The sequence below is a fragment of the Marinobacter sp. V34 genome, from assembly GCF_055524115.1.
The window spans coordinates 303,276-328,174 of record NZ_JBUPZY010000003.1; the positions used below are offsets into that span (position 1 = coordinate 303,276).

The 24,899-nt window shown below is 56.0% G+C and carries 20 protein-coding genes; 3 read left to right on the forward strand and 17 right to left on the reverse strand.

Features of this window, described 5'->3' with window-relative positions:
- Positions 1–28: 28 nt before the first annotated feature.
- From AC0B60_RS06900 to pseB, 6 genes are read right to left on the reverse strand one after another with little or no spacing between them, the layout of a single operon-like run.
- Complete coding sequence (locus tag AC0B60_RS06900) at positions 29–1,117, reverse strand: Gfo/Idh/MocA family protein (RefSeq protein ID WP_465085018.1); 1,089 nt, start codon at positions 1,115–1,117, stop codon at positions 29–31.
- Complete coding sequence (locus AC0B60_RS06905; protein WP_465085019.1) at positions 1,114–2,760, reverse strand: M20/M25/M40 family metallo-hydrolase; 1,647 nt, start codon at positions 2,758–2,760, stop codon at positions 1,114–1,116. The genes AC0B60_RS06900 and AC0B60_RS06905 overlap by 4 nt, the downstream gene beginning before the upstream one ends.
- Entirely contained in the window at positions 2,750–4,546 is a 1,797-nt protein-coding gene (locus AC0B60_RS06910; protein ID WP_465085020.1) for a PIG-L family deacetylase, read from the reverse strand. Before AC0B60_RS06910 ends, AC0B60_RS06905 begins: the two co-directional genes overlap by 11 nt.
- A gap of 1 nt (position 4,547) precedes the next feature.
- Positions 4,548–5,813: an ATP-grasp domain-containing protein gene (locus tag AC0B60_RS06915; RefSeq protein ID WP_465085021.1), complete on the reverse strand. Its 1,266-nt coding sequence runs from the start codon at positions 5,811–5,813 to the stop codon at positions 4,548–4,550.
- A 21-nt stretch (positions 5,814–5,834) separates the two neighbouring features.
- Positions 5,835–7,001, reverse strand: coding sequence for a UDP-4-amino-4,6-dideoxy-N-acetyl-beta-L-altrosamine transaminase (gene pseC / locus AC0B60_RS06920; protein ID WP_465085022.1), 1,167 nt, complete (start codon positions 6,999–7,001; stop codon positions 5,835–5,837).
- The gene (pseB, locus tag AC0B60_RS06925; protein WP_465085023.1) at positions 6,998–7,999 is read right to left on the reverse strand and encodes a UDP-N-acetylglucosamine 4,6-dehydratase (inverting); all 1,002 of its coding nucleotides are present in this window, start codon (positions 7,997–7,999) and stop codon (positions 6,998–7,000) included. The genes pseC and pseB overlap by 4 nt, the downstream gene beginning before the upstream one ends.
- A gap of 223 nt (positions 8,000–8,222) precedes the next feature.
- Between pseB and AC0B60_RS06930 the strand changes: the two genes are divergently transcribed.
- Positions 8,223–10,220, forward strand: coding sequence for a tetratricopeptide repeat protein (locus AC0B60_RS06930; protein WP_465085024.1), 1,998 nt, complete (start codon positions 8,223–8,225; stop codon positions 10,218–10,220).
- On the opposite strand, the gene sbcB is transcribed toward AC0B60_RS06930, so the two are convergent.
- Positions 10,217–11,662: an exodeoxyribonuclease I gene (gene sbcB / locus AC0B60_RS06935; protein ID WP_465085025.1), complete on the reverse strand. Its 1,446-nt coding sequence runs from the start codon at positions 11,660–11,662 to the stop codon at positions 10,217–10,219. The genes AC0B60_RS06930 and sbcB overlap by 4 nt on opposite strands.
- A 49-nt stretch (positions 11,663–11,711) precedes the next feature.
- Entirely contained in the window at positions 11,712–12,569 is an 858-nt protein-coding gene (locus AC0B60_RS06940; protein ID WP_465085026.1) for a hypothetical protein, read from the reverse strand.
- Positions 12,570–12,715: 146 nt separating this feature from the next.
- On the opposite strand from AC0B60_RS06940, the gene AC0B60_RS06945 reads away from it, so the two are divergent.
- Together AC0B60_RS06945 and AC0B60_RS06950 are read left to right on the forward strand one after the other, a co-directional pair.
- Positions 12,716–13,744 carry a response regulator gene (locus AC0B60_RS06945; protein ID WP_465085027.1) on the forward strand — a complete coding sequence of 343 codons (1,029 nt, stop codon included), beginning with the start codon at positions 12,716–12,718 and terminating at the stop codon, positions 13,742–13,744.
- A gap of 2 nt (positions 13,745–13,746) precedes the next feature.
- Positions 13,747–14,718, forward strand: a complete 972-nt coding sequence (locus tag AC0B60_RS06950) for a GGDEF domain-containing protein (RefSeq protein ID WP_465085028.1) — start codon at positions 13,747–13,749, stop codon at positions 14,716–14,718.
- Positions 14,719–14,755: 37 nt separating this feature from the next.
- Here the strand turns inward: AC0B60_RS06950 and AC0B60_RS06955 are convergent, their stop codons facing one another.
- The 9 genes from AC0B60_RS06955 to AC0B60_RS06995 all read right to left on the reverse strand — a co-directional run bounded on the left by AC0B60_RS06955 (position 14,756) and on the right by AC0B60_RS06995 (position 24,871).
- Positions 14,756–15,124, reverse strand: a complete 369-nt coding sequence (locus tag AC0B60_RS06955) for a histone-like nucleoid-structuring protein, MvaT/MvaU family (protein WP_286931499.1) — start codon at positions 15,122–15,124, stop codon at positions 14,756–14,758.
- Positions 15,125–15,284: 160 nt separating this feature from the next.
- On the reverse strand, positions 15,285–16,547 hold the full coding sequence (gene tviB, locus AC0B60_RS06960; protein ID WP_465085029.1) for a Vi polysaccharide biosynthesis UDP-N-acetylglucosamine C-6 dehydrogenase TviB: 1,263 nt from the start codon (positions 16,545–16,547) through the stop codon (positions 15,285–15,287).
- 34 nt (positions 16,548–16,581) lie between these two features.
- Entirely contained in the window at positions 16,582–17,979 is a 1,398-nt protein-coding gene (locus tag AC0B60_RS06965; protein ID WP_465085030.1) for an MBL fold metallo-hydrolase, read from the reverse strand.
- Positions 17,980–18,033: 54 nt separating this feature from the next.
- Positions 18,034–19,803 (reverse strand): SLC13 family permease, encoded by a 1,770-nt coding sequence (locus AC0B60_RS06970; RefSeq protein WP_465085031.1) that lies wholly within the window; start codon positions 19,801–19,803, stop codon positions 18,034–18,036.
- A gap of 6 nt (positions 19,804–19,809) precedes the next feature.
- The gene (cysC, locus tag AC0B60_RS06975) at positions 19,810–20,430 is read right to left on the reverse strand and encodes an adenylyl-sulfate kinase (protein ID WP_465085032.1); all 621 of its coding nucleotides are present in this window, start codon (positions 20,428–20,430) and stop codon (positions 19,810–19,812) included.
- Between the two features lie 36 nt (positions 20,431–20,466).
- On the reverse strand, positions 20,467–22,407 hold the full coding sequence (locus AC0B60_RS06980; RefSeq protein ID WP_465085033.1) for a polysaccharide biosynthesis protein: 1,941 nt from the start codon (positions 22,405–22,407) through the stop codon (positions 20,467–20,469).
- 38 nt (positions 22,408–22,445) lie between these two features.
- A complete protein-coding gene (locus AC0B60_RS06985; protein WP_465085034.1) occupies positions 22,446–23,621 on the reverse strand; it encodes a DegT/DnrJ/EryC1/StrS family aminotransferase in 1,176 nt (391 codons plus the stop codon).
- 36 nt (positions 23,622–23,657) lie between these two features.
- Positions 23,658–24,275, reverse strand: coding sequence for an acetyltransferase (locus tag AC0B60_RS06990; protein WP_465085035.1), 618 nt, complete (start codon positions 24,273–24,275; stop codon positions 23,658–23,660).
- Positions 24,272–24,871 (reverse strand): sugar transferase, encoded by a 600-nt coding sequence (locus tag AC0B60_RS06995; protein ID WP_465085036.1) that lies wholly within the window; start codon positions 24,869–24,871, stop codon positions 24,272–24,274. The genes AC0B60_RS06990 and AC0B60_RS06995 overlap by 4 nt, the downstream gene beginning before the upstream one ends.
- Positions 24,872–24,899: the final 28 nt, after the last annotated feature.

A 24,899-nucleotide genomic window follows, 5' to 3' on the forward strand; every position in this document is an offset into this window, starting at 1 on the left:
ACTGACCTGGCTTCAATTACAGAGAATGTTACGTGACCAGAGTGGTCGGCGGCTTCTGAACCCATACCTCCCGCCCCTGGTCGCAGGATTCCTTGACCGCCTGCGCTAGCGCAGACGCCCACCAGGCATCGTTCAGATCCGGCATGGGGGTACTTGTTTCATAGCCCTTCACTAAAAGCGAAAGCGTGGCTTCTTCCAGAAAACCGGCCCCGTATCCGGTCAGTCGATTTCCTGTTTGCTGCATGAAGTAAGGATTCACATCCCGGAACTGGCCCTGGCCATACTCGGAAAACCCACGCCGAGTGCCATCCAGGTCCAGCTCGCCATACTCAAAATGCAATTGCATGGCCTGTTTGGTCAGCGCGGTGGAGGGGTTAGGCAGATTCCAGGACAGCATCACAGACACCGAAGCAAGCGGCCCCTCGCTGTTATCACCAAAGAAGATATCCGCCTTTACTGCGTCAAGCGTGTCCACACCCTGCTCAGGCAGCACCTTGGAATAGGCGGTAGCGTTTACTTTGACGGGGTCGAGCCCGGTCATATACCGGAGCAGGTCGTAAAAATGGGTACCAAGAAACCAGTTCGGGTCACTACTGGCGGCGAGCGGAGAACTGAAATATCCGCCTGCCGGCACGCTCAACGGGTTCTGGATACTGGCCATACCCATCTGCAATGCCCCGTACTGGCCTGATCGAATTCTCTGCCTGGCTTCGTGCCAGAGTGGATCAGCCCGCTTATGAAACAGCGTGATCACTTTCCGGCCGGAGGTCTCCGCAGCTTGTATAATCCGCTCACAATCCGCGAGGCTGGTCGCCAAGGGTTTCTCGACCAGCACGTCACAACCATGCTCAAGTGCGCTCACCACATAGTCGGTGTGTGCCGAATCCGGGGTTGTTACAGCCACCAGGTCAGGCTTGGCGGTTTCCAGCATATTTGTGAAATCATCGAACGCCCCGCCAATTCCGAAGCGATCACACCATTGCTTCGCCTTCGACAAATCCCGGCTGCATAGGGCAACCACCTCCACGTGGGGCCGAAGCATGGGCCCCTGATAAACGGGAAGATGGCCCTGTTCTGCCCAGGTGCCCAATCCGACGAGCGCCAACCGACGAGTCATGACAATCGTCCGCTTGGCTGCAGGACCGCATGCACAAAATAAGCGGCCATATCGAGAATGTCCTGCAACTCTATGGCCTCGTCATCACTGTGGGCTACCTCAAGGGCGCCGGGGCCGAAAGTCGTCACGTCGGGGCACTGGCGGGCAAAGATACGGGCGTCGCAACTGGCTTTCCAGCCACGGAGCTCAGGCATGCCCGAGTCATCCAGAGCTTCAATAGCGCGGCCCAGGCGCTCCCCACCAGGCGCATCACTGGCACTGCAAAAAGCCGCATTATGGAGTTTGTCGAACGTGATTGTCGCGTTGATCGAACCGCGCTCAATACCAAACACGCGGCAAGCTTCATCAACGCCGTCGTCGAACGCATGGGTCATTCTCTGTTGCAGGTTTTCCAGGGGTCGATCCGGCAGGAACCCCTGCCCGCCCTCAAGCGTAAATGCTGACTCGGCCCCCGGCCAGGCGGGACAACCAAAGCCAGCCTGGTTCATCGCAAGGATCAGTTCTGCAGCTTTGGCAAGCGCATCGCTGTCCCGCTCATGGGAGCCCATGTGGCCTCCCTTGGCCGTTACTCGAACATCAATCTCCGGCGTTTCCTTTGAGCCCGAGAGTGTTACTTCTGGATCGTTTGTCGCATGAACCAGGCGACCGCCTTCAATAGCGGCTTTCATAGCCATATCGATAACGGAGCATGCCCGCTCCAGAAGGGACTGGGCGGATTCCCCCGCCCCTCCTTCGAGGGGCCAACGAAGCCGAACCTCACTGCAGGCCGAGGATGGATGCGACCCAAATGGTCCGAGGATGCCAAAACAGGTTTGCGCATCCTTGGGTGCGTGGAACATCGGATGATCGCTCTCTTCCCGTATCCGGCGGCCCTCGGCCATCAAGGCTTCTGAAATCACCGCATAAAGCCCATACAGATCTGCACGACGCGTCTTATCGGTCACCGACAGGCTAGCAGCGAACCAGACTGCACCGCGATTGGCGGGATAAGGCAATAGGCTGGAAGGTTCGGCAACCACAATATGGCTTTGTGCAAGGTCCAGGTGGGTGACCGCGCCTAATGTGCCGTTGCCTCCCATTTCTTCGTCGATAGAGACAAGGTATCGAACCGGCCACTCAGGTTTTTCGCCCGTTACCTGTTCCCATTCATTCAACAGACGCTGAACCAGTACCATCGTCACCAGGCCGTTCTTATCATCCGCGGTTCCTCTGCCGGCGATGCGACACTCACTGACTCGTTGAGGCGGAATGTGAGGCGGAACCGTATCCACATGCGCATTCAACAACCAATGCTCGCCTGGTTCCGACGGCAACGGGTCCAGAAGCCAGTTGAAACGCCCGCGATAGACGGCCTCCACATCATCAGCGCTGGCGCCTGCGTAATAAGGTTTGGTGAAATAGGGATCGTCTTCAATCTGCCTGGGAACATTCAGCGGACGGGCCTCCGAAACGGCGTCCAGGTACGGGGTCATTGCCTCCGTCAACCTCTGAAAACAGGCCTGCTCGTTGGCGCGTAGGCGCTCAAGGTCACTGCCAAGCGAGGTGTCCACCTCACACAATGTCATGAGCAGATCTCCCGCCCAGTCACGTAGACCGGTGTCCCGGCGCTTTTGTTGTAACCACTGCTCCAGATCAGGATTCATGAGCACCTTTTTGTTCCCGCGATGCCTTGCCGGGCGCTTCGTTCATGATTGGCCCTGCATTATGGTTTGCGGTATGCCGTTGTAAAACGAAGGCCTCTGCGGCCTTCACACCACTTCGTCGCCCCCAGTGGGCCGCCAGGTCCCGAATCGCCTCCAGCGATCTTGGATGGGGCTCGGGGCGTAATTCCGATCCATATTCCTCCAGCAGCTCCAGTTTGTCATCAAGGGTGCTGTCGACCGGCTCAAACCAGTTTGGCACAAAAGCCGGCCTTCCCAATGACTGCCCCCAATCCGTAGAGGATGGCGTTTCCATGCTGAAGATGGTCTTGACGGAGCCCTTCTGCTGCGGCCGCGAGGCGGTCATTACCGCATCAAAACAGAGGCGGTGATCCACGTTCATATCACCGGGGTGATGGGTATAAATGGTGTGGGGCTGGTGGCGATCGATCACCGTTTCCACAACCTTCACAAGCTCCAGGAGATCGTGGCGATCAAAACGATTGTCCTCGAACCGGTAGTAATACCATGCATGCAGCCCCGAGCGATCCACAACACGTTGCAATGCGGAGGTAATAGAATGCCTCGCATCCTGCTTTTCACCGTCGTGTTCTTCGCCGCTCCATCGGCTTGCCACCCCTTCGCCCAGCACAACCAGACCGACTTTCATTCCCTGCCTGACAAGACGAAGCATCGTGGCACCCGCCCCCAGCAATTCGTCACCGGGGTGAGCGACGACAAAAAGCACATCCAGCTCGCGCTGTTGCGTTTCCATACCGTAGGTCTCCAATATATCAGCCACCCGAGAGGCGCCATTACCATCGATAAGCGTCGGGCCAAGCCGCGCCAAGCCACCGAGTGCCGGCTCGTCTTCCAGCCATCGCTGCAGGCGGAAACCGATCCGCGAGGCCTCTAGCCCGGCTTCACCGCAACCGAGATAATGGAGGGCCCCGAGCCGATCGAAGAGGCCGGCCGACGCCTCCTGCCAACGATAATGCGTAAACACAAAGGCAGGGCGGCCCAACGCCATCATTTCATACGCCGTTGTTCCAAACGCAACGATACCCAGGCGGCACTGTTTCATCAGCAGCGCCATGTCAGAAGCGCCCAGTTCGCGGTGAATCCGCAACCGGAATCCCGCTTGGTCTGCCAAGACCATCAACGCCGCCTCGTCACCTGTATAGGCAGCACCAAGTACCAAGGCGACGTCACCTTGGTATCCCGCCCTGGCAAGCGACTCGATGGCGCAACGTGTCAGGTCAAAAGGATCACTGCCACCCATCGAAACCAGCAACGGCCCCGTATCCGGCCGGGACACCCGCTTTCCGGCAAACTCCGTGCGCAGGATAAGGTATTCCGGGCCCTCAAAATAGTTCACCGCGTGCACAGTCTGCGACGGATAGAGATCGATCACCGCGCGAAAACTGCCGCTGTTGGAGGACACGTGGCCGAGTGAAATGACGGTTGTGCCGTCGCTGTCCAGCGAACGGAGGCTACGCGCCCACTCAGGATGCATCGCCAACTGGTCATCGGTGACCGGCATGTCCACCACAAACACTGTCGGAGGCGCCTGCGATACAGTCATCAGCACATCCTCGGGAACATACTCAACCGATACCAGTTTTTGCAGCCGCCCCACCGCACGGGACGTCTGGTTATCGTCCGCCAGAACCATAACCTGCCAACCACGATCAGCCATGTGTTGGGCTAGTGTCAGGCAACGCCGGAGATGCCCCGTACCCTGGGCACGGCTGCAGGCCGCCCGAAACACAACGATGAAGGCTGTCATCTCAGGCTTCTCCATGGCTCGAAGTACGGTCTTCGTCTGGGCGCGTTTCAATATGAATCGTGTCGACAGCCCTGCAAGCGCGCGCAACCGCCTCCTCGCGATCAGAGCCCCATGCCATCACCGACATGACTCGCTCACCCATTGAGCTGGCAGGGGCAATACAGTCCCCCGGCGCCAGGTCCGCCCAGTGGGGCTCCAGTCGAACAAAATGGATACCCGCCTGAGCCCTGGCATCTTCTATGCCACGAATAGTCGTAACCACTCCGGGTTCGGGCCATACGTACCTCAAAGCTACGCCATGGTGCCTTGACGGTTTCAACCTCGACGGATCAACGGCATGGCCGACCGCCATATCCATCACCACCGCCAGCAAATCGATGCCATTGTGCAAAGGGATGGTCTCGTAGCAGAAGTAATCCCCGGAAAGCCGGGCGGCCATTTCAAGGACCCGAGTCCCATCCCGGGTAACGATGATATCCCCTTTTACAGGCCCCCAGTTAATACCCAGCGCCCGAACGGCCTGCGCTGAGACCGAACGGATCTCCTCGGCAACCGCTTCGCCAACCAGCGAAGGCAATGTATCGCCATCCTCGAGGAAATAAGGTGGATACCGATGCTTGTCATCGTAGTTCCGGTCGGAGATTGCCGCCCAGAATACCTCGCCATTCAGCACCACACCCTCGATACTGTGCTCCGTGCCTTCAAGATATTCTTCCACCAGGAACTCGACCTGGCCACTGACGCCGCGAATTTCATCAACGGCTGAGGCCATGCCCTGCCGGTCGCGGACCAGGCGCACCCCCCGGGACCCCGCACTATCGGCGGGCTTAACGACCACGGGCCAGCCCAATCCGTCTGCGGCAGCAACGCCATTCTCCAACGAACTAGCCGCCTGATAGCCAGGTGCCGGTATATCTGCCATGGCAAACGCACGCTGCCGGTCGACCTTATGGGTTGCCAGCCAGGCAGAACCCTTTGAGATACCGGGCAAGCCCAGCTCTGCGGCAACCGAGGCAACGGCAACGGCGCTCTCAGACGCAAGCGTCATCACGCCGTCCAGCGGTTCTTTGTCGTGCAGAGCACGTGCAAACGCCACTGTGGCGTCGGCATCACGGGTGCTGACAACGCCATAGTGATCGGCCTCAACAAATCCCACGGCATTGGGATCATAATCGGTAACCGTCACCCGGTAGCCCTTGCGACGGGCCATGCGGATGGCGGGCATCTGGTTTGGGCCCGCGCCGATGATCATCAGGTGTTTTGACATACAGAGCGTTCCTGCCAACCTTCAGTTGCTGTTGCCAGCAGCACTGGCCTCACTGTAGATAACCGCCTCAATAACCCGGCGCTGATCGTCTGACGTCAACCGCGTATGCAACGGAATAGTGATTACCTGACGGTAGAACGCCTCGGCGGCGGGGCAATAACCCTCCTCAAAGCCCCGTTGACGATAATAAGGCTGGAGGTAAATGGGCATGTAGTGAACGTTCACGCCTATATTGGCCGCCCTGAGCGAACGGAACACCTCACTGCGGATATCCGGTGAGACCTGAACAACCATCAGGTGCCAACTACTGTCGCCATCAGGAGACTGCCATAAGGTGCCGACAGGCGTATCCCTGAATGCATCGATGTACTCCTCGGCACGCTGACGCCTGGTGAGGACAAATTCATCAAGACGGCCAAGCTGGGACTGGCCCAAAGCGGCTTCCAGGTCAGTCATGCGGTAGTTGAACCCCAGGTCCACCTGCTCATAACGCCAGGGTTCCCGGTCAATGTCACGAACCCTGTCAGGCGCACGCGTAATTCCGTGGGTACGCAGCGCCCTTGCACGTTCTGCCAGGCCAGGGTCATTGGTAACCAGCGCCCCACCCTCGCCGGTTGTAATCATTTTCACGGGATGAAAACTGAACACCGTGATATCACTGAACTGGCAGCCCCCGACAGGGCTACCTTCGAAGGTAGCCCCCAGCGCATGGGACGCGTCTTCAATCACGCGCACCCCATACCCGCGGGCCAACTGCCCAATCGCACGCATGTCGCAAGGCTGCCCAGCATAATGAACCGGGATAATAACCTTGGGCAGGGTTCCTTCCTGATCCGCCCCGGCCAATTGTTCGGCGAGTACCTCCACGTCCATATTCCCGGAATGGGGGTCCACATCCACAAAGTCTACATCCGCTCCGCAATAGATGGCGCAATTGGCCGAGGCCACAAAGCTGATGGGCGAGGTCCACACCCGGTCGCCGGGGCCCACGCCTAACAGGAGACAGGCCAAGTGCAATGCCGATGTTCCACTGTTTACCGCAACAGCCTCTGCCGCGCTACAGCGCGACGCCAGCGCTCTCTCGAAAGCCGGAACTTCCGGGCCTTGGGTCAAAAAATCCGAGTGCAATACACGAAGCACTGAACGGATATCGTCATCGTTCAGGTCCTGGCAGCTGTAAGGAATCAAAACCCAGCCTCTCGATTCCACTCAAGAATTTCGTCGTTGCTCAGGAACCAGGGGTTATTACCGGAGTTGTAGGCAAAGCCCTGTTGGACCGGTTTGCCCTTTTCCCCTTCCAGGTTCTGGCTGTAATCAAGGTTGCCACCATAGAAACGGATGGCAGGCTTAATCACGAAATGATCATCAAACTCCAGGGAAACATGGCTGTCGTCCCTTGGGCACATGGTTTCGTGCAGTTTTTCACCAGGGCGTATTCCAACGAGCTTCTGCGGCAAATCCGGCGCCATCGCCGTCGCAACATCTGCAATACGAACGGAAGGAATCTTGGGTACAAAAATCTCCCCGCCCTGCATTCTCGCGAAGCTGTTCAGGACAAACTCCACACCGCCTTGCAACGTGATCCAGAACCGGGTCATCTGGGGGTCGGTGATCGGCAAAGACTCCGCTCCCTCGGCGATCAGCTTATTGAAGAAGGGAACCACAGAACCGCGAGAACCCAGGACATTGCCATAGCGCACAACGGAAAAACGCGTCTGTCGCTTACCCACAATGTTATTGGCCGCCACAAACAGCTTGTCCGACGCCAATTTGGTGGCACCGTAGAGATTGACCGGGTTGGCTGCCTTGTCTGTCGATAACGCAATAACTCGGCTCACCGAGTTGGCAACACAGGCGTGGGTGACATTCTCAGCCCCATGTATGTTGGTCTTTATACACTCCATGGGGTTGTATTCAGCGGCGGGAACCTGCTTGAGTGCGGCGGCATGAACCACAATATCCACATCCCTGAGAGCGAACTCCAGGCGTTCACGATCCCGTACATCGCCCAGGAAATACCGCATGCTGGAGTTACGGAATCGCTCCTGCATTTCGAACTGCTTCAGTTCGTCCCTAGAGTACACGATAATCCTGGAGGGGCGGTATCGTTCCAGGAGGGTTTTCACGAACTGCTGCCCAAAGGAACCAGTACCACCAGTGATCAGAACTGTTTTGCCATCAAACATTTAATTCCGCCAAGAGTCAGGGAACGTAACAGGGAACCAAAGCCCTACAGGACTAGAGGATAGTACACACACCCCCTTATTTCACCAAGGTCAAACCGCTTGCAAGCGCTTCTTCATAAAACTGGCACGCCTTTCGCTGTACTTCTCCCATAACACTGCAAACCGTCAAAAAAACTGCAGACCTTTGCCGCTTTAATGCCGCGACAGGTTAACGAGGTGTCCCATGCAAGCACAGCACAACATCCATGCCACAGACGCACAAAAAGCACACATCGCGCGGCTCCTGCTGCAGGCAAACCTGGCCTACGCTGAATCCAACAGCCCGACGTCGCTGGTTCAGCGACTCAAAGCGCGGCAAGAATGCCGTGACTATCTGAAAGAGGTTCTGGCGCAGGAGCCGGGCAACGCTGGCGCGCTGGGCATGATGGGACGCGTGGAAATGGACGACGGTGCGCTTGATAAGGCACACACCCTGTTCACCGACAGCCTGAGCCATGACCCGGCACAGCCCCAACAATTCACCAACCTGGGCTACTGGGCGATCAAGTCCGAGCGCCCGGCCCTGGCGGAGCAGTATTTCATCCAAGCCCTGGAAATGGACCGGCAATCCGCCGCCGCCTTCGGCGGTGTTGCCCATGCCAAGCGCCTGCAGGGCCAGTTCGATGTGGCTTACCTACACTACCGCAAGTTGCTGGAAATGGGCCTGGATTGGCCATCTATCTATAGCGGTATGCTGACCTGCGCCGAACACCTGGATGTAAACAGGGCAGACACCAAACTGGCCCGCGACGCCATCCTGCTGCTGCGCCACGACGGCCTGCCCCACCAGGAAATCGGCCGATTCGTGGGCGCCATCATCCGCCAGCAATACGATCTGGAAAACCCGAATGCCGAGGTGGCCCTGGACGCCGCCAGCGAAGACGAACTGCTAATCCTGGCCCTGGAGAAAACCCTGATGCCGGACCCGGCCGTGGAAGAGCTGGTCACCCTGCTGCGCCGGGCAATCATCGCCGAAGTCGCACAGACGGTTGAACTACGGGACGAACTCCAGCCACTGGCACTGGCACTGGCAGTATACGCCGATCGCACCGGTTACGCCCTGACCGCGGAAGACGATGAAGAACGACTGGCGTCCGCCATCAACAACAGCGTCTGCGCGCAACTCGCCATGGGTGAGGAACAGGACGGCATGATCGGATCGTTGATCATCAGCGCTATGTACGGCGCACTGTTCCATCAGAAGTTCGCCATGCAACTTGGCCGCTGGAACCTGGTGGACTGGCCGGTCAACATGCAAGCGATGATGGCGGCCAGCTACTATAACCGCGCGTCGGAAGAAGCCATAAAACAGAACTTTGCCGAAAAATCGGCCGAGCTTTGCCTTGAGAAAACCGACGTACCGCAGGCCTGGCCCAACTGGTCAAAACTCGCCTACCGCTCCGAAACCAGCCTGAAAACCATGATGGCCACGGAACTGGGCATGAATACCGAGCAACTGCCGGAAACACTCCGGATCATGGTGTGTGGCGCCCAGTCCGGCCAGCGCGCCATGGAACTGGCGCACTACCTGAAAGACGTGGAAGTAATCGCCGTGGACGAATCCCTGGCCAATATTGCCAAGGCAACGCGGCTCGCGGACGAGATGGGCATTAGCAACATCGTGTTCTGGCCCTGGTCCATCGCCCAGCAATTTGTCGCCGATGACCACAAGGTGCACTGGATCGAAATCGGCCGCCTGCCATCGACGAACATGACCGACGTATCCCTGGCCGCCCTTGTCAGTTCAGCGACCGGCAACGGCGCGGTCGTCCATATGCACACTGCTGTCAACGAACAGACCGACGGCGACAGACAGATCCGCCGCCTGATCGCCCAACACGGCCTGAAACCTACACGCACTGCCTTGCGCCAACTCCGACGCATGGTACTGACAAACCGGCAGGATCCGATGTGGCAGTCTCTGGTTGCAGAAACCGACTTCTACGGCCTGGGCGGCTGCCGCGACCGTTGGTTCAGTGAGCAGAACACCGCCCAACTGAAAGAGTTAATGGCGATGGTGAGCAATGAAGTGGAATGGAAGCTCGTCAAGGCGCGTGATACCGACGGTCACAGTCTGGCCACCAAGCCTGTGCAGAAGCAGATCCAGGCCGAAGCATTGGGCAGCGAGGTGCAGAGTTTGATGGGGCAAGGATTGTCCGTATATTTCCAGCGCCGCCGTTAAACATAGGGAATAAGGGATTCACCGTAAAGGTGAAGCTCCTCCAGAACGTGCCGCTTTTCCGGCGTGAGTTCCGGATCGGCGGCCAGGCGCTGCAACTCATGCCCAAACGCCTCCAATGAGCGCCACCCCCTCTTCGGGTTCATCAAGCGCTGGCTGCGAAACGCTTCCCAGCGCTCCATCTCTTCACCAATCAGCGTGCTGGGGTAGTTCCTGGCACGGTAGCGGAATAGCATCTCATCAAGTCGCCCATCCTCAAAACGCACCTCCTGCTCACCGAGGGTTCCCACCGGCTGCTGCAATAGCCAGTTGAGCTTTTCACGGTCGGTTTTACTGATAAAGCCTCCAGCGTAGAGCTGTTCGTCGGGATCGGTCAGATCCCCTTCGTGGGGCTGATCGAAGGCCTGGGCGATTCGGGTCGGCAGGTCCGGGGCCTTGCGGAGGATGGCCAGATGTTCCCGAAGTTTGCCGCCGTCCAGCTCCAGCTCTGCCAGCCGCTCTTCGGACAGTGACTTCAGCATGGTGGCCGGAGCCAGCACAGGGCACTTATTCAGTTGCACACCTTTCAGAGCAAAACGACTCACGCCCTCCCCTAACTCCGCCTGGGAAGTGAATACGCGCTCGCGGATCTGCTCAGGGGTGGCGTGGATCAGCTCACTGGGGTCTTCACGCAGGTCGTAAACGATCACCAGGTTCTTGTTGGTGGGATGATCGGCGACCGGCGCTACCATCGCGCAGCAGCCACGAGTTGCTGGGTACTTGGCAGAAATGTGGAACACTGGCTTCATGCTGGGGGTGTCCAGCATGGCGCGAGCAGAGTGTTTGTCCTTATTTTGCAGCACAAACTCAAACAGCTTGGGCTGCTTTTCTTTGATCAGCTTTGCCACTGCGATAGTGGCCTCTACATCCGATAGGGCGTCGTGGGCGGCTTCATGGGCAATGCCATTGGCGACGGTGAGTTCTTCCAACTTGAAACTGGGGCTACCGTCTTCCTTCTTTGGCCAGTGAATGCCCTCCGGCCTCAGCGCGTATGTCAGTCGCACCATGTCGATGATGTCCCAGCGGGAATTGCCGTTCTGCCATTCCCGGGCATAAGGGTCGCGAAGGTTGCGGTACAGGGTGTGGCGGGACACTTCGTCATCGAAACGCAGGCTGTTGTAGCCCACGGCGCAGGTGCCAGGCTGGCTGAACGCCTCGTTAATCTGTGCGATAAACTCCGCTTCGGGGAAGCCATTTTCCAGCGCCTTCTGCGGAGTAATGCCGGTAATCAGGCATGCCTCCGGCGAGGGCACGTAGTCGTCTGCAGGCGCGCAGTAGATGATCAGCGGGTCTTCGATGATGTTCAGGTCAAGATCTGTGCGCACACCAGCAAACTGGGACGGACGATCATGTATGGGGTCGACACCAAAGGTTTCATAGTCGTGCCAGTAGAAAGAACGGATCACCGAGAGAGCTCCTGCATTACGTGAATCAGTCGAATGCAGGGTAGTGTAATCAAAACATCCCGGTACCGCGATCCACGTAATGCGTGCGCTCCCGCTGAACACCATTCTGCAGGGCCTGCATATCCAGCGTCATGCTAGTGGGCAGATTCAGGAACACACCTTCAGGCCCCTGGATGGCGGCGCCCCCCAGGTCCTGCCAGTCCACGGACTCGCGCTGAAAGGCCAGGAAAAGGTCCTCCGTAAAGCCAACAGTGCCATCGCCGTTGTCCACACCAATATCCATGGATAGCAGATTGGTCAACGGCACACATTGACTGCAGGTACCGTCTTCACCCGCCAGACCTATCTGGGTGGCCCGATGATTGGTGGCCACTCCGGCGTCATCAAACAGCATGGCGTCCACCGGGTTGCCGTCTGCATCGTTGATTTTCAGATCCAGGTTGCCACTGAAGCTGGCAAACTCGCCAGACAGCGTGCCCCGCGCCTGATTCAGCCCAAAGCGGAAACCGGATAGCTGGCCATCCCTTTCAGCCAACTCAAGGTAGGGTTCAACACCCTCGAACGGAACCACGTCGTCCACGTTGTAGGTGTTGCCGTCAATCTGCACACGGGTATCGTCGCGCACATAGTGGCCTAGCGCGAAATTCTTGATGTCGAGATCGGCACCGGTGGCATCACCGCCCATCACCACATCATCGGCGTTCAGCCGGGTTTCTGCGTCCACACCCAGCGTCACGCGGGTAAACCGGTGGTTAACTCCATCCACATGGTCTACCGTCATCATTGCCTGCCCTTGCACCTGGCTCATTTCCCGCTCGGAAATAGGCTCCAACTCTGCCAGGGCAACAGGCGACATACCCAGGCAGATGGTGAGAGGGACAGCACACCAACAAGCATCCTGTCTCATAGTATTGTGTCTCTGAATCAATTCTTATTATGACCGCAGAAGCACTATATCCCAGGCAACCAGGCCAATAGAGTGAGATAGGTCACAGGGCATAGAATTCACTTCAAGCACTGCTATACTGGAAATAAATAATAAACGGAGCCCCCATGACCATCCGCGTTCTTATCTGCGACGATTCCTCTCTGGCCCGAAAACAAATGGCTCGCGCTTTACCCAAAAACTGGAACGCTGAAGTTACCTTCGCATTTGATGGCCGCAACGCGCTGGAAAAACTCCGCGCCGGGGCCGGCGAATTGATGTTTCTAGACCTCAATATGCCGGAAATGGATGGCTATCAGGTATTGGACGCCATTCGGAAAGAGGATCTTCCGGTGATGACGATCGTCGTTTCCGGCGATATCCAACCAGAAGCACGGGCCCGGGTTCGTAAACTTGGCGCCATCGAGTTCATAAAAAAGCCCACAGACACCGACCTGGTTTTAAAGCTGCTTCAGGACTACGGTTTTCTGCGCCCGGAAGATCTGGTGGAAGATCACGAGCAGAGCCCTGCAGCCGATACCAACAGCACCGCTTCCACCGGCGCACCGATTGGCCTGAACGACTATCTCCAGGAAATCGCCAACGTTGCCATGGGCCGCTCGTCCGACCTGCTGGCAAGATTGCTGCGGGTATTCGTCAAACAGCCCATTCCCCGAGTGGAAATGATTGCCCGCTCGGAGCTCAGCATGGCGATCTCAGCTGCCCAGGCCGACAGCAGCTATTCCGCCGTCTGCCAGGGCTTTACCGGTGCAGGCATTGCAGGTGAAGCGCTTCTTTTGTTTGCAGACGCCAGCTTCAACGACATGGCCGAATTGCTCCATTACGACGATTTGGACACCGAAAGCATTCAGATAGAGGTGCTGATGGACATGTCCAGCATCCTGTTTGGCGCCTTCCTCAAAGGCATCGGCGACCAGCTGGATCTCAAACTCGGCCTTGGTCATCCGACCGTCCTGGGACAGCATCGACAGATCGGAGACCTTCTGGAACACCACAGCACACGCCAGGAAAAGCTGCTGTGCATTGAAATCAGTTATGAACTGGAAGACCGGGAGATCAGTTGCGACATGCTGGTACTACTCACAGAAGATTCAGTGCCCTTCCTTGAACACCGACTACAGTACCTGGTGGATTAACTATGGCCATAGATGAGATAGGAGCAAGTACTTTCCATTGGCTGGTGGACATGCTGGAGTCGGTGGAAGTCGGCCTGGTGGTCTTGGACCTGGACTTCCGCGTTCAGGCCTGGAACGGCTTTATGGAACATCACAGCGGCATCACCGCCAGCAAAATTCGCGAGCAGGTTCTGTTTGATGTGTTCCCGGACATCCCCAAAGCCTGGCTGACCCGCAAGGTAGATTCAGTCGCAATGTTAAACACCAGGGCATTCACCTCATGGGAACAGCGGCCCTATCTGTTCCGCTTTCGCAACACGCGCCCGATTACCGGCACTGAAGACTTCATGTTCCAGAACCTGACCATCAGCCCCCTTTCCGGGCCCGATGGTCAAGTCGAAAAAATCTGCCTGATGGTCTATGACGTCACCGACATTGCCACCAGCAAACGGGCACTGGAAACCGCCAACGAACAACTGGCCAAGCTGAGCATGACCGACCGCCTGACCGGCCTGCTCAACCGCGGTACCTGGGAAAACCTGATTGACGCTGAATACGGACGCTACCGCCGCTATGGCCACAGCACCTGCCTGGTTATGTTCGACATAGACCACTTCAAACCGGTGAACGACACCTACGGACACCTGGCCGGTGACGAAGTCATCAAGTACACCGCCAAAGTCATGAAGGACAACCTGCGCCAGTCAGACAGCCCCGGCCGCTATGGTGGCGAAGAATTTGGCATCATCCTGCCTGAAACCGATGTTGAAGGTGCCACGGTGATTTGCGAACGTATACGGGAAGTCATCCAGAACAGCACGGTTCAAACCACGGCGGCGCCGATCCAGTACACCGTCAGCATTGGTATCGCACCTTTAACGGATGGCCCGGAGAATTATATGCAGTGGTTACAGCAGGCAGATGAAGCGTTGTATGCCGCTAAGGAAGGGGGGAGGAATCGGGTCGTGGTGTTTGGGGATGGTGGAAAAGGTTGATACCCCCTCTCACTTGGCGCGAGAGGGGGAAATATAATCAATCCTGCTGCCAGCTCTGCACAGTTTCCTTACCATGCTTCTGGCGCCACTCATTCAACACCTTGTGGTTGCCACCACGTGTCTTGACCACTTCACCAGTGTTCGGGTTCTTGTAGGTCTTCATTGGGCGCTTGGGGCGGCTGCCGGTAGATGTATCAGCCTTGGCGCCGGAAATAGAAGGATCAATGGCGCCCAGGATCTGAAGAACGTCTTTCGGCGACTTGTCGTATTTCTTCATCAGATCGCGAACCTTGTTTTCAAACTCAAGCTCACTTTTCAGCGCCTGATCCTGTTCCAGTTTTGCCAGTTCTTCAGAGAGCTTTTCCATAAGCTGTTTTTTCTGGTAGTAATCGTTAATCTTTGCCATGGATATAAACCCTTATTAGTTTTACTACAATTGATATGACCGAAAAGTCAAAATCGATAATAAGCCATAAATTGAAACTTGGCAAAGTAATTCATTTACAAAACAGTAATCCATAAAAAAACCAGCCCGAAAGCTGGTTTTATTTAAATAGCGAACACAATCATAACCGCAAATCGGCCTCACCCAATGGCAATACACCTTTCAGATCAAACAACACTCCATTATCTTTCATGTATTCGCGCAGATCACCGGAAGAACGCTCCACATATTCCCGATGCGGAACCGCCAGGAGAACCGCCTCATATTGGGCTTTTTCCGGATTCTGATGCAACGTAATTCCATATTCATGCTCGGCTTCATCATTGTCTGCCCAACAGTCGGTTACATCCACACGGCAACCAAATTCAGACAACTCTTTAACCACATCAATAACACGGGTATTACGCAAATCCGGGCAGTTTTCTTTAAACGTAAAGCCCATGATCAACACGCGAGCGTTGGCTACCGTATGCCCAGCCTTAATCATAGCCTTCACCAATTCAGACGCCGCATACGGACCCATATTGTCGTTCACGCGACGGCCAGACAGGATAATTTCCGGATGATAGCCAATGGCCTGGGCCTTGTGGGTCAGGTAGTACGGATCCACACCAATGCAGTGTCCGCCAACCAGTCCCGGTTTGAATGGTAGGAAATTCCACTTCGTCGAGGCGGCGGCGATCACTTCGTGAGTATCAATTTTAAGCTTGGAAAAAATCATTGATAACTCATTCATCAACGCAATGTTCAAATCGCGCTGGGTGTTTTCAATCACCTTGGCGGCCTCAGCTACCTTGATCGAACTGGCCTTGTGAGTGCCAGCGGTAATAATACTGGCGTAAAGCGCATCCACTTCCTCCGCAATTTCAGGAGTAGAGCCAGAAGTCACCTTTTTAATCGTCGTTACACGGTGCTCTTTATCGCCGGGATTAATTCGCTCCGGGCTGTAACCGGCATGAAAATCCTGATTGAAAACAAGGCCAGATATTTTCTCAAGGATGGGAACACAAACCTCTTCCGTGGCACCGGGATATACCGTGGATTCATAAATAACAATATCGCCACGCTTGAGCACACTACCCACGCTCTCACTGGCTTTAACCAGTGGCGTCAAATCCGGGGATTTAAATTCATCAATCGGCGTGGGCACCGTCACAATGAAAACCTGGCAATCGCGAATGCCTTCCAGAGAATCCGTAAATGACAGCCCTTTTGACGCCGCCAACTCATCCCGGGATACCTCACGGGTGAAATCCACGCCATCCTTCAGTTCCGCGATTCGCTTCACGTTAATGTCAAAGCCGACAATTTCGCGCTTCTCTCCAAAAGCTGCTGCCAATGGCAGGCCGACATATCCAAGGCCGACTACGGCGATCTTTTTCATGATTCCCACAATCCTTTAATAACAAATAACAGGCTCACGCCAAACCAGGGATCATTATCCCCGTTAGTCCGGCGTAATGAAATTGGCTTTTCAACGATTCTTTGGCTTGCGCATCCCCATGCACAATCCGGATTTCCGAGGGTGGTGATTCAATACCACTCACAAACCGTATCAGATCCGACTGGCCCGCGTGGGCCGAGTAACCACCCACCTGGTGAACCCGGGCGTGGATCTCATAACGCCCACCATCCAGTTCCACCCAGCCACCTCGTGGCCCATAGGTCAGAATATCCCGGCCCGGAGTGCCCTTGGCCTGGTAGCCAACAAACAACACGTCATTGCGCTTATCCGCCAACATGGCCTTTAGGTAATTCACCACCCTGCCCCCGGCACACATACCTGAGCCAGCCAGTACCACACAGGGGCGATGGGATTTAGCCAGGTAGTCGACGGCATTGAGGTGGTCTTCATGGCCGTTGCTCACCGTGAGTTGTTCGAACGACAGCGGGTGCCGACCCTGGCTGACCAATTCGGTGGCTTCGGCGTCCCAGAAAGGTTTAAGGTCCCGGTAGATACGGGTAAAGGTAGCGGCCAGCGGCGAGTCCACCACAATCTCGAGATCCCGCCATGGCAAGTCCGGCGTAACATCATCACTACCGAACTCATGGATCAGGCTTTCAATCTCGTACAGCAACTCCTGCGTTCGCCCAATGCTAAACGCGGGCACCAGCACCGTGCCACCATCTTCAAGGGCATGCTCCAGCACTGCCTTCAGCCGATAGCGACGCTCTTCCCGGCTCTCATGATCCTTGTCACCGTAGGTACTCTCAATCACCACCCGGTCCGCCCGCTCTGGAGGCTGAGGTTCTGGTAATAACGGCGCATGGGGTGCGCCCAGGTCTCCACTGAACACAATCCGCTCGAAGTCGCCCTCATAATCGGCTTCGCACTCTACGTAAGCCGACCCCAAAATGTGCCCCGCCCGCTGTAACCGCACGGAAAGCGATGCTCCCTCGCCGTCAAACACAGAATGCCACTGCCCATAAGGTACTGGCACAAGGCGAGATCGAATCAGCCCAAGCACTCTTTCAATCAGCGCCCGGTCCCGGGTAAAGCCAATCTTCAGGGCATCCTCAAGAATTTCCGGCAACATAATGGCCGAAGGTTCCGAACAGATAATCGGCCCCTCAAATCCGGCGGCAAGAAGATAGGGAATACGACCGACATGGTCGATATGTACGTGGGTGACCACCAACGCACGAATGTGGTCGACGGGAAAATCAATGGACAGATTCGAGGCACTGGCGCCGTTACTCGAATCTTCGCCCTGGAACAGGCCACAATCAATCAGAATGCCAGAACTACCAACAAGCAATTCGTGGCAGGATCCAGTTACGCCGGTCACAGCTCCGTGGTGTTTTATCTCGATCATCAAACACGTCCTTGTTGTTCATAATCCGCTTTTGTCAGTATATTCCCAATCCGATCAAAACCCCCAGACAAAGGGGATTAAACCGATTGCGGTCGACCCTACGAGAAGGCTCAACGGAAAGCCCAAACGCACATAATCCATGAACTGATATCGGCCAGGACCATAAACCATCAGATTGGTCTGGTATCCCAGCGGCGTAATAAACGAGGCAGAGGCGGCGAACATCACGGCCACCGCAAACGGCAGGAAATCAACGCCCAATTGTTCAGACACCGCCAGCGCGATGGGAAACATCAGCACCGCCGCCGCGTTATTGGTGATGGCTTCGGTAAACGCCGCCGTAAGGATATAAACCAACGCCAGCGCCAGCCAGGGCGTCAGGGGGCCGAACAGGCCAAGCAGGCTGGTGGCCACCCATTCGGCTCCGCCGGTTTCCGTCATCGCATTGCCCAGCGCAAAGGAGGCCGCAATCACCACCAGTACCGGCAAATCCACACTGCGGCGGGCGCGACTGGCCGTAATGCAGCCGGTTAAAATCATTGCGCCGGCAGCCAGGAACGCAGCTTCGATGATCTGCAGCAACCCCGTCGCACTGGCCACAACCATCAGCAACAGGATTCCGAGCGCGCGGGGCGCCTTATGAAAATCCGGTGGTGTGGAATCGTTGAGAGCGCTGACCAACAGAAAGTCCCGGCGGAAGCGGTACTGCTCGACAAACTGGTGGCTGGCTTCCAGTAACAGGGTATCCCCCATCTTGAAGGTGATATCCCCCAGCTTACCCGGCACCCGTTTTCCCTCACGGGAAATCGACAAAATCGCCGCATTAAAGCGAGTACGGAAACGGCTCTCCCGCACCGTCTTCCCCAATGCCGTAAATTCCTGGCCCAATACCACTTCCACCAGGCAACGCTGATGATTCGCCAGGTCCAGCTTCTGGATACTGGCCTGGGCCGGCTTCAGGCCCTGAATTCGGCGCAGTTCGCTGGCGCACTCCGGCGCCCCCACAAAATACAGCTTGTCGCCGGGCTGCAGCATTCGGTCCGGCTCCACCGCTGTAATCAGTCGCCCGCCCCGGTCGATTTCCGTCAGGTAGCCATAGCTGAGTGCTCGCAAACCCGCTTGGGCAACGGTTTTTCCCACAAGAGGGCCTGTGGCGTCCACTTCCACTTCGACCCCATACTCCCGAACCTGTTCAAGCTCCTCCTTCATGCCTCCACGGTCCGGCAGCACACGGGAGGCCACCAGCACCAGATAACATCCGCCCACCAACAACAGGGGCACACCCACCCAGGCCAGTTCAAATAACCCCAGGTTAATGCCCAACCGCGCCTGCAGCATGCCATCCACCACCAGGTTGGTGCTGGTGCCGATCAACGTACAGGTACCGCCCAGGATGGCGGCGTAGCTCAGGGGTAGCAGAAGGCGAGAGGCAGGAATACCCAGGCGTTGAGCCCAGTCCTGAATGGCGGGGATAAACATGGCTACAACAGCGGTGTTGTTCATAAAACCGCTGAGAATGCCAGTGGGCGCCAACATCCGCAGCTGGGCACCTTTTTCAGTCTTAGGATGCCCCAGAAGTAAACGGGCAATCCATTGCACAGCCCCAGTTTCCTTCAGACCGGCAGCCACCACATACAACGTGGCAATGGTAATCACACCCGGGTTGGCAAACCCGGCCAAGGCATCAACCGGCCCAAGAATGCCGGTAATCAGCAGAAACGCCAAGGCCGCCATCAACACCAGATCGGCTGATACCCGTGTAATCACCAGTGCTGCGAGAACCGAGAACAAGGTAAGCAGGGTAACAATGGCTTCCCACGCCATAGACGCTTACGCTCCGGTGGCTTGTGGCGACGTAAAGATCAATTGCCGGTCCAGCAGATAGCTGACCAGCCGATTTACACAATCATCCACCGACATCTGTGATGTATCCAGCCGCACTTCCGGGCGTTCAGGCGCCTCATAGGGAGAATCGATCCCCGTAAAGTGTTTGATCTTTCCGGCCCGAGCCTTTTCGTAAAGGCCCTTTGGATCCCGCTCCTCGCAAGTCTGAAGCGGCGTATCCATAAACACTTCGATAAATTCACCGGCCGGGAACAAGTTGCGCACCAAGCGCCTGTCACTGGTGAACGGGGAAATAAACGCACTGAGCACAATCACCCCGGAATCCGTAAACAACTTGCTCACCTCGCCAATACGGCGGATATTTTCAACTCGATCTTCATCGGAAAACCCGAGATCCTTGTTCAAACCATGGCGCACGTTATCGCCGTCCAAAAGGAAGGTGTGATAACCACGCTCAAACAGCGCCACATCCAGCGCATTGGCAATCGTGGATTTGCCCGAACCACTCAAACCAGTAAACCACAGCAAACAAGGGCTTTGGTTTTTGATGGAGGCCCGGTCCGCCCGGGTGACTTTCTGGTGATGCCAGACGATATTCTCAGACATTAAACAGCAACCTTGCTCGTGAAACCTTCGCTTTTCCTACACCGACAACCGGTGCACTTTATCGCCCTGGCGATCTGCAGCCACCGCATCGGACTGGCCATTACACCACACCAGATCCTCTAGGTTGCCATTGGGCGCGTACCCCGTTTTGGCACTCTTCAGCACCTCGATAATTGCGCCACAATCAAACGACTGGCTGGCCCGCTGTAACTGGCTAAGGAAATCCTCTATCTGCTCCCACGGCAGGGAGACTTCCCGTGCCATCATGATCCGTGGGTGCGAAGTCCCCTGTGGGTCATCACCAATCAGCAACTCCTCATACAGCTTCTCACCCGGACGCAGGCCGCTGAACACCACCTCAATATCGCCGGTGGGATGACTATCGGTTTTCTCTTCCTGGCCCATCAGATGAATCATCTTCCGGGCCAAGTCTGCAATCCTAACCGGCTCGCCCATATCCAGCACAAACACCTCGCCGCCCATGCCAATGCTGCCGGCCTGAAGCACTAACTGGCTGGCCTCCGGGATCGTCATGAAGTAACGGATAATATCCGGATGGGTAACGGTAATCGGGCCACCGTCGCGAATCTGGTCCCGGAACAAGGGAACAACTGAGCCTGAAGAGCCAAGCACGTTGCCGAAACGCACCATGGAAAAAACCGTCTTCTGCTGCCGTTGAGCCAGAGCCTGTAGCACGAGCTCCGCCAGTCGCTTGCTGGCCCCCATCACGTTGGTGGGACGAACCGCCTTGTCCGTGGAGATCAGCACAAATCGCTCAACACCGGCGGCGATTGCGGCTTCGGCCGTATGCCAGGTGCCGAACACGTTGTTCTGCACTCCCTCTATCACGTTGTGCTCAACCAGCGGTACGTGCTTATAAGCGGCAGCGTGGTAAACCGTCTGCACGTCAAACGCCCTCATGGCTGACTCGCAGCGCCGTCGATGGCTCACATTGCCAAGCAGCGGGTGCAGCTCAACCCCAAGCCCCTCAACCTGATTGATGGAACTCAACTCCCGCTCAATGGCGTATAGCGAGAACTCAGACTGTTCAAACAGCACCAGCACGCGTGGGCGATGTCGAATAATCTGGCGACACAGCTCGGAACCAATCGAGCCACCCGCACCAGTGACCATGACAGACTTTTGATACAGGGTCTTGGCAACGATAGCCGAATCTGGCCGCACTGGGTCTCGCCCCAGCAAGTCTTCAATCTCCAGATCCCGAATGTCGTTAATCCGCGCCTGGCCGGCCACCAATTCCGACATGGAGGGAACGGTCTGTACCGGGATTGACAATGGTTCCAACTGCTTCAGCAGTTTCTTGCGGTCAATCAGCGTACCTTCATCCAGCGCCAGCAAAATTCGCTGCACGTGGTGCTTCGGCAAATGCTTGGCGATGTGGTTAATGCTGACGACAGGTAAACCATTGATCATGGATTTATGATTGGCCCGATCAAGTGATACAAAAACGACCGGTCGGTACTCGGTGCCCTGCTCCAGAGCCGATGCCAATTGCATACCGGTTTCGCCCGCACCAACGATGGCAACCGCCTCTTTCGCCATCTGTTTGGGATGATTAACGATCATCCGCACACCTAGGCGGGTGCCACTCACAAACAGGAATGCCAGGGCGCCATAAATGATGGGCACGGAACGGGGCACAAATACCTGTAACAGATAGCCCAGCGTAATAAGCGCTAAGCTGGAGGCAATCACCCCATAGATAATGGTAAGAAAAGCCCGATCACCCAGATAGCGAATAACTGCCCTGTAGAGCCCGAGACGAATAAACACCCCGATGGTAAATACCACCGTAATAGCCGCGATCGTTAGTTGATCACGGGTAGGCAGCCAAAAGTGCTGCTCCAGACGCAAAGCAAACGCAGCCCATATTGCAAAGAACAGAAAAAACGCATCCGACAGGACTGAAACTACCCGTTTGTGGAATCTGGGAAGACTCAGGAATGACCTGATCATAAGGTTGCCATCTCTACGTTTCGTCAACTTGTCCCTGTTCAAACGGTTGCCTCCTCCATAACCCGAGCGAGTACCTCGCACGTGAGCTTGATTTCATCGGCAGTCAAAGTGGGGTGCACCAGAAACATCAGACTGGTACCACCCAGTTCCCTGGCTATCGGCAAGCGTTCTGCCGGAGCCATACCTGCGTTCTGTATGGCTTTTTCATAATACACTTCCGAGCACGAGCCAGAAAAACAGGGTACGCCAGCGCGGACAATCTCTGAAATTATCCTGTCCCGACCCCAACCCGCTTTTAGGGCTGCAGGCTCCACAAAAACATAACACTTATAGCCGCCGTGGCCGATATCTTCCGGAACACCCGGCACCCGCAACCCCTGGCACTCTCTAGCTGTCTGCCAGATAGCTTCACAGTTGGCCAGGCGACGCTCGGTCCAGTTCGGCATACGCCGCAACTGAATCCGGCCAATGGCAGCCTGCATCTCCGTCATCCGCCAATTGGTACCAAAACTCTCATGGAGCCAGCGAAAGCCGGGCGGATGCTCGCGCTCGTAAACCGCTTCCCAGCTCTTGCCATGATCCTTGTAGGACCACATGCGCGACCATAGTTCACGATCATGGGTAGTAACCATGCCACCCTCGCCACCGGTGGTCATAATCTTATCCTGGCAGAAGGACCAGGCAGCAACGTGCCCCAACGATCCAACTGGTTTCCCCTTGTAAGTTGCTCCATGGGCCTGGGCACAATCCTCAATTACTGACAAACCGTGACGGCCGGCCAGTGCGTTCAAGCCATCCATGTCACAGGGCCAGCCGGCCAGGTGAACCGTAATGATTGCCTTGGTGCTCTCGTTTATCAGCGGAGCAACCGTCTCGGCCGAAACCCCCTGAGAATCCGCATCCACGTCCGCAAACACAGGCCAAGCCCCTGTATTAACAATACACGTTACCGAGGCCAGGAAGGTTCGGGAAGTGACAATTACTTCATCACCAGGGCCAATGCACAGTGCGTTCAAGGCAAGATCCAGAGCCACCGTGCCGTTGGCCACAGCCACGGCATAGTCGGTGCCGGAAAACTCCGCGAATTCCCGCTCAAATTCGCGGCATTCCTGGCCTGTCCAGTAGTTGACTCGATTGGAGAGCAGTACTCGGGAAACTGCATCGGCCTCTTCCTGAGTATAGGAGGGCCAGGGAGCAAATGATGTGTTAAGCATTAAAACGCCTTTTAAATCTACAAGAACGACTAAAAACTACAGCGGCATGGCAGGATTACCGACTACAACCTGGCCGGCGATTACGTTCCGGAGCACAACACTTCCCATCCCTACGACCGCTTCATCACCGATGGAGACCTGTTGCTTAACGCACGCATTAGCACCTACCCACACTAATTGGCCAAGCATCGCTCCACCCGCCAACGTGGCGTTGGGACTTACATGCGCGCACTCACCCAAGAGACAATCGTGCTCTATTACAGACCCGGTATTAATAATGGCCCCTGGCCCAATCTCCGCGTCAGCATTGATTACTGAATTCGCGAAGACAACGGAGCCCACTCCCAGCCTTGCATACGGACTGACCATTGCAGAAGGGTGGATAACAGAAACAATGTTAGCGCCGGCGGCATCGAGTTCCTGAAGTTTCTGGCGACGAATTAGGTTGTTACCAATACCCACCACAACGTAATCATACTTTTCCAGATTCGCCAGAAGTTCAGCACTACTTCCAACAACAGGCCAACTACTGTTCGAAGTCAGCTCAGGCCAGGCATCGTCGAAAAAGAGGATGCTATCCCAGCCACTTTGCTCTGCCGCATCCGCGACAACTTTTCCATGACCACTCGCACCCAGGATAGCGAGGCGTTTCATTTGTCTGAGTTTCCGGTAAATTTCGACATGGTCGCCTCTCCCCCACCGCTAATGCCATCACGAACCAGCACCTTCTTGACAGTAAGGAACAGAATCTTCAAATCGAGCCAGAATGAGCGATTATCCACATACCACACATCAAGCCTGAACTTATCTTCCCACGAAATTGCATTGCGACCATTTACCTGTGCCCAGCCGGTCACACCGGGCCGAACCTCATGGCGTCGATACTGTTCTTCCGAGTACAGTGGCAAATATTCCATTAGTAGGGGCCTGGGGCCTACCAGGCTCATATCGCCTTTCAGCACGTTCCAGAGCTCAGGCAGTTCATCCAGACTAGTTGCACGCAAAAACTGGCCGAAGGAGGTCATTCGCTCTGAATCCGGTAACGGGTCGCCTTCTGTATCCACCGCATCTTTCATTGTGCGAAACTTAACCATCTCAAAGGACTTACCGTTCATGCCCGGGCGAGTTTGGCGAAAGAATACAGGGGAACCAATTTTGCGGCGAAGCAGAAAGCCCACAACTACAATGACTGGGCACAGTATTAGAAGACCAAGAGCAGAAGCGACAATATCAAACAACCTTGTGAACATACTTAACAAACCTGCATTCAGGCAGAAA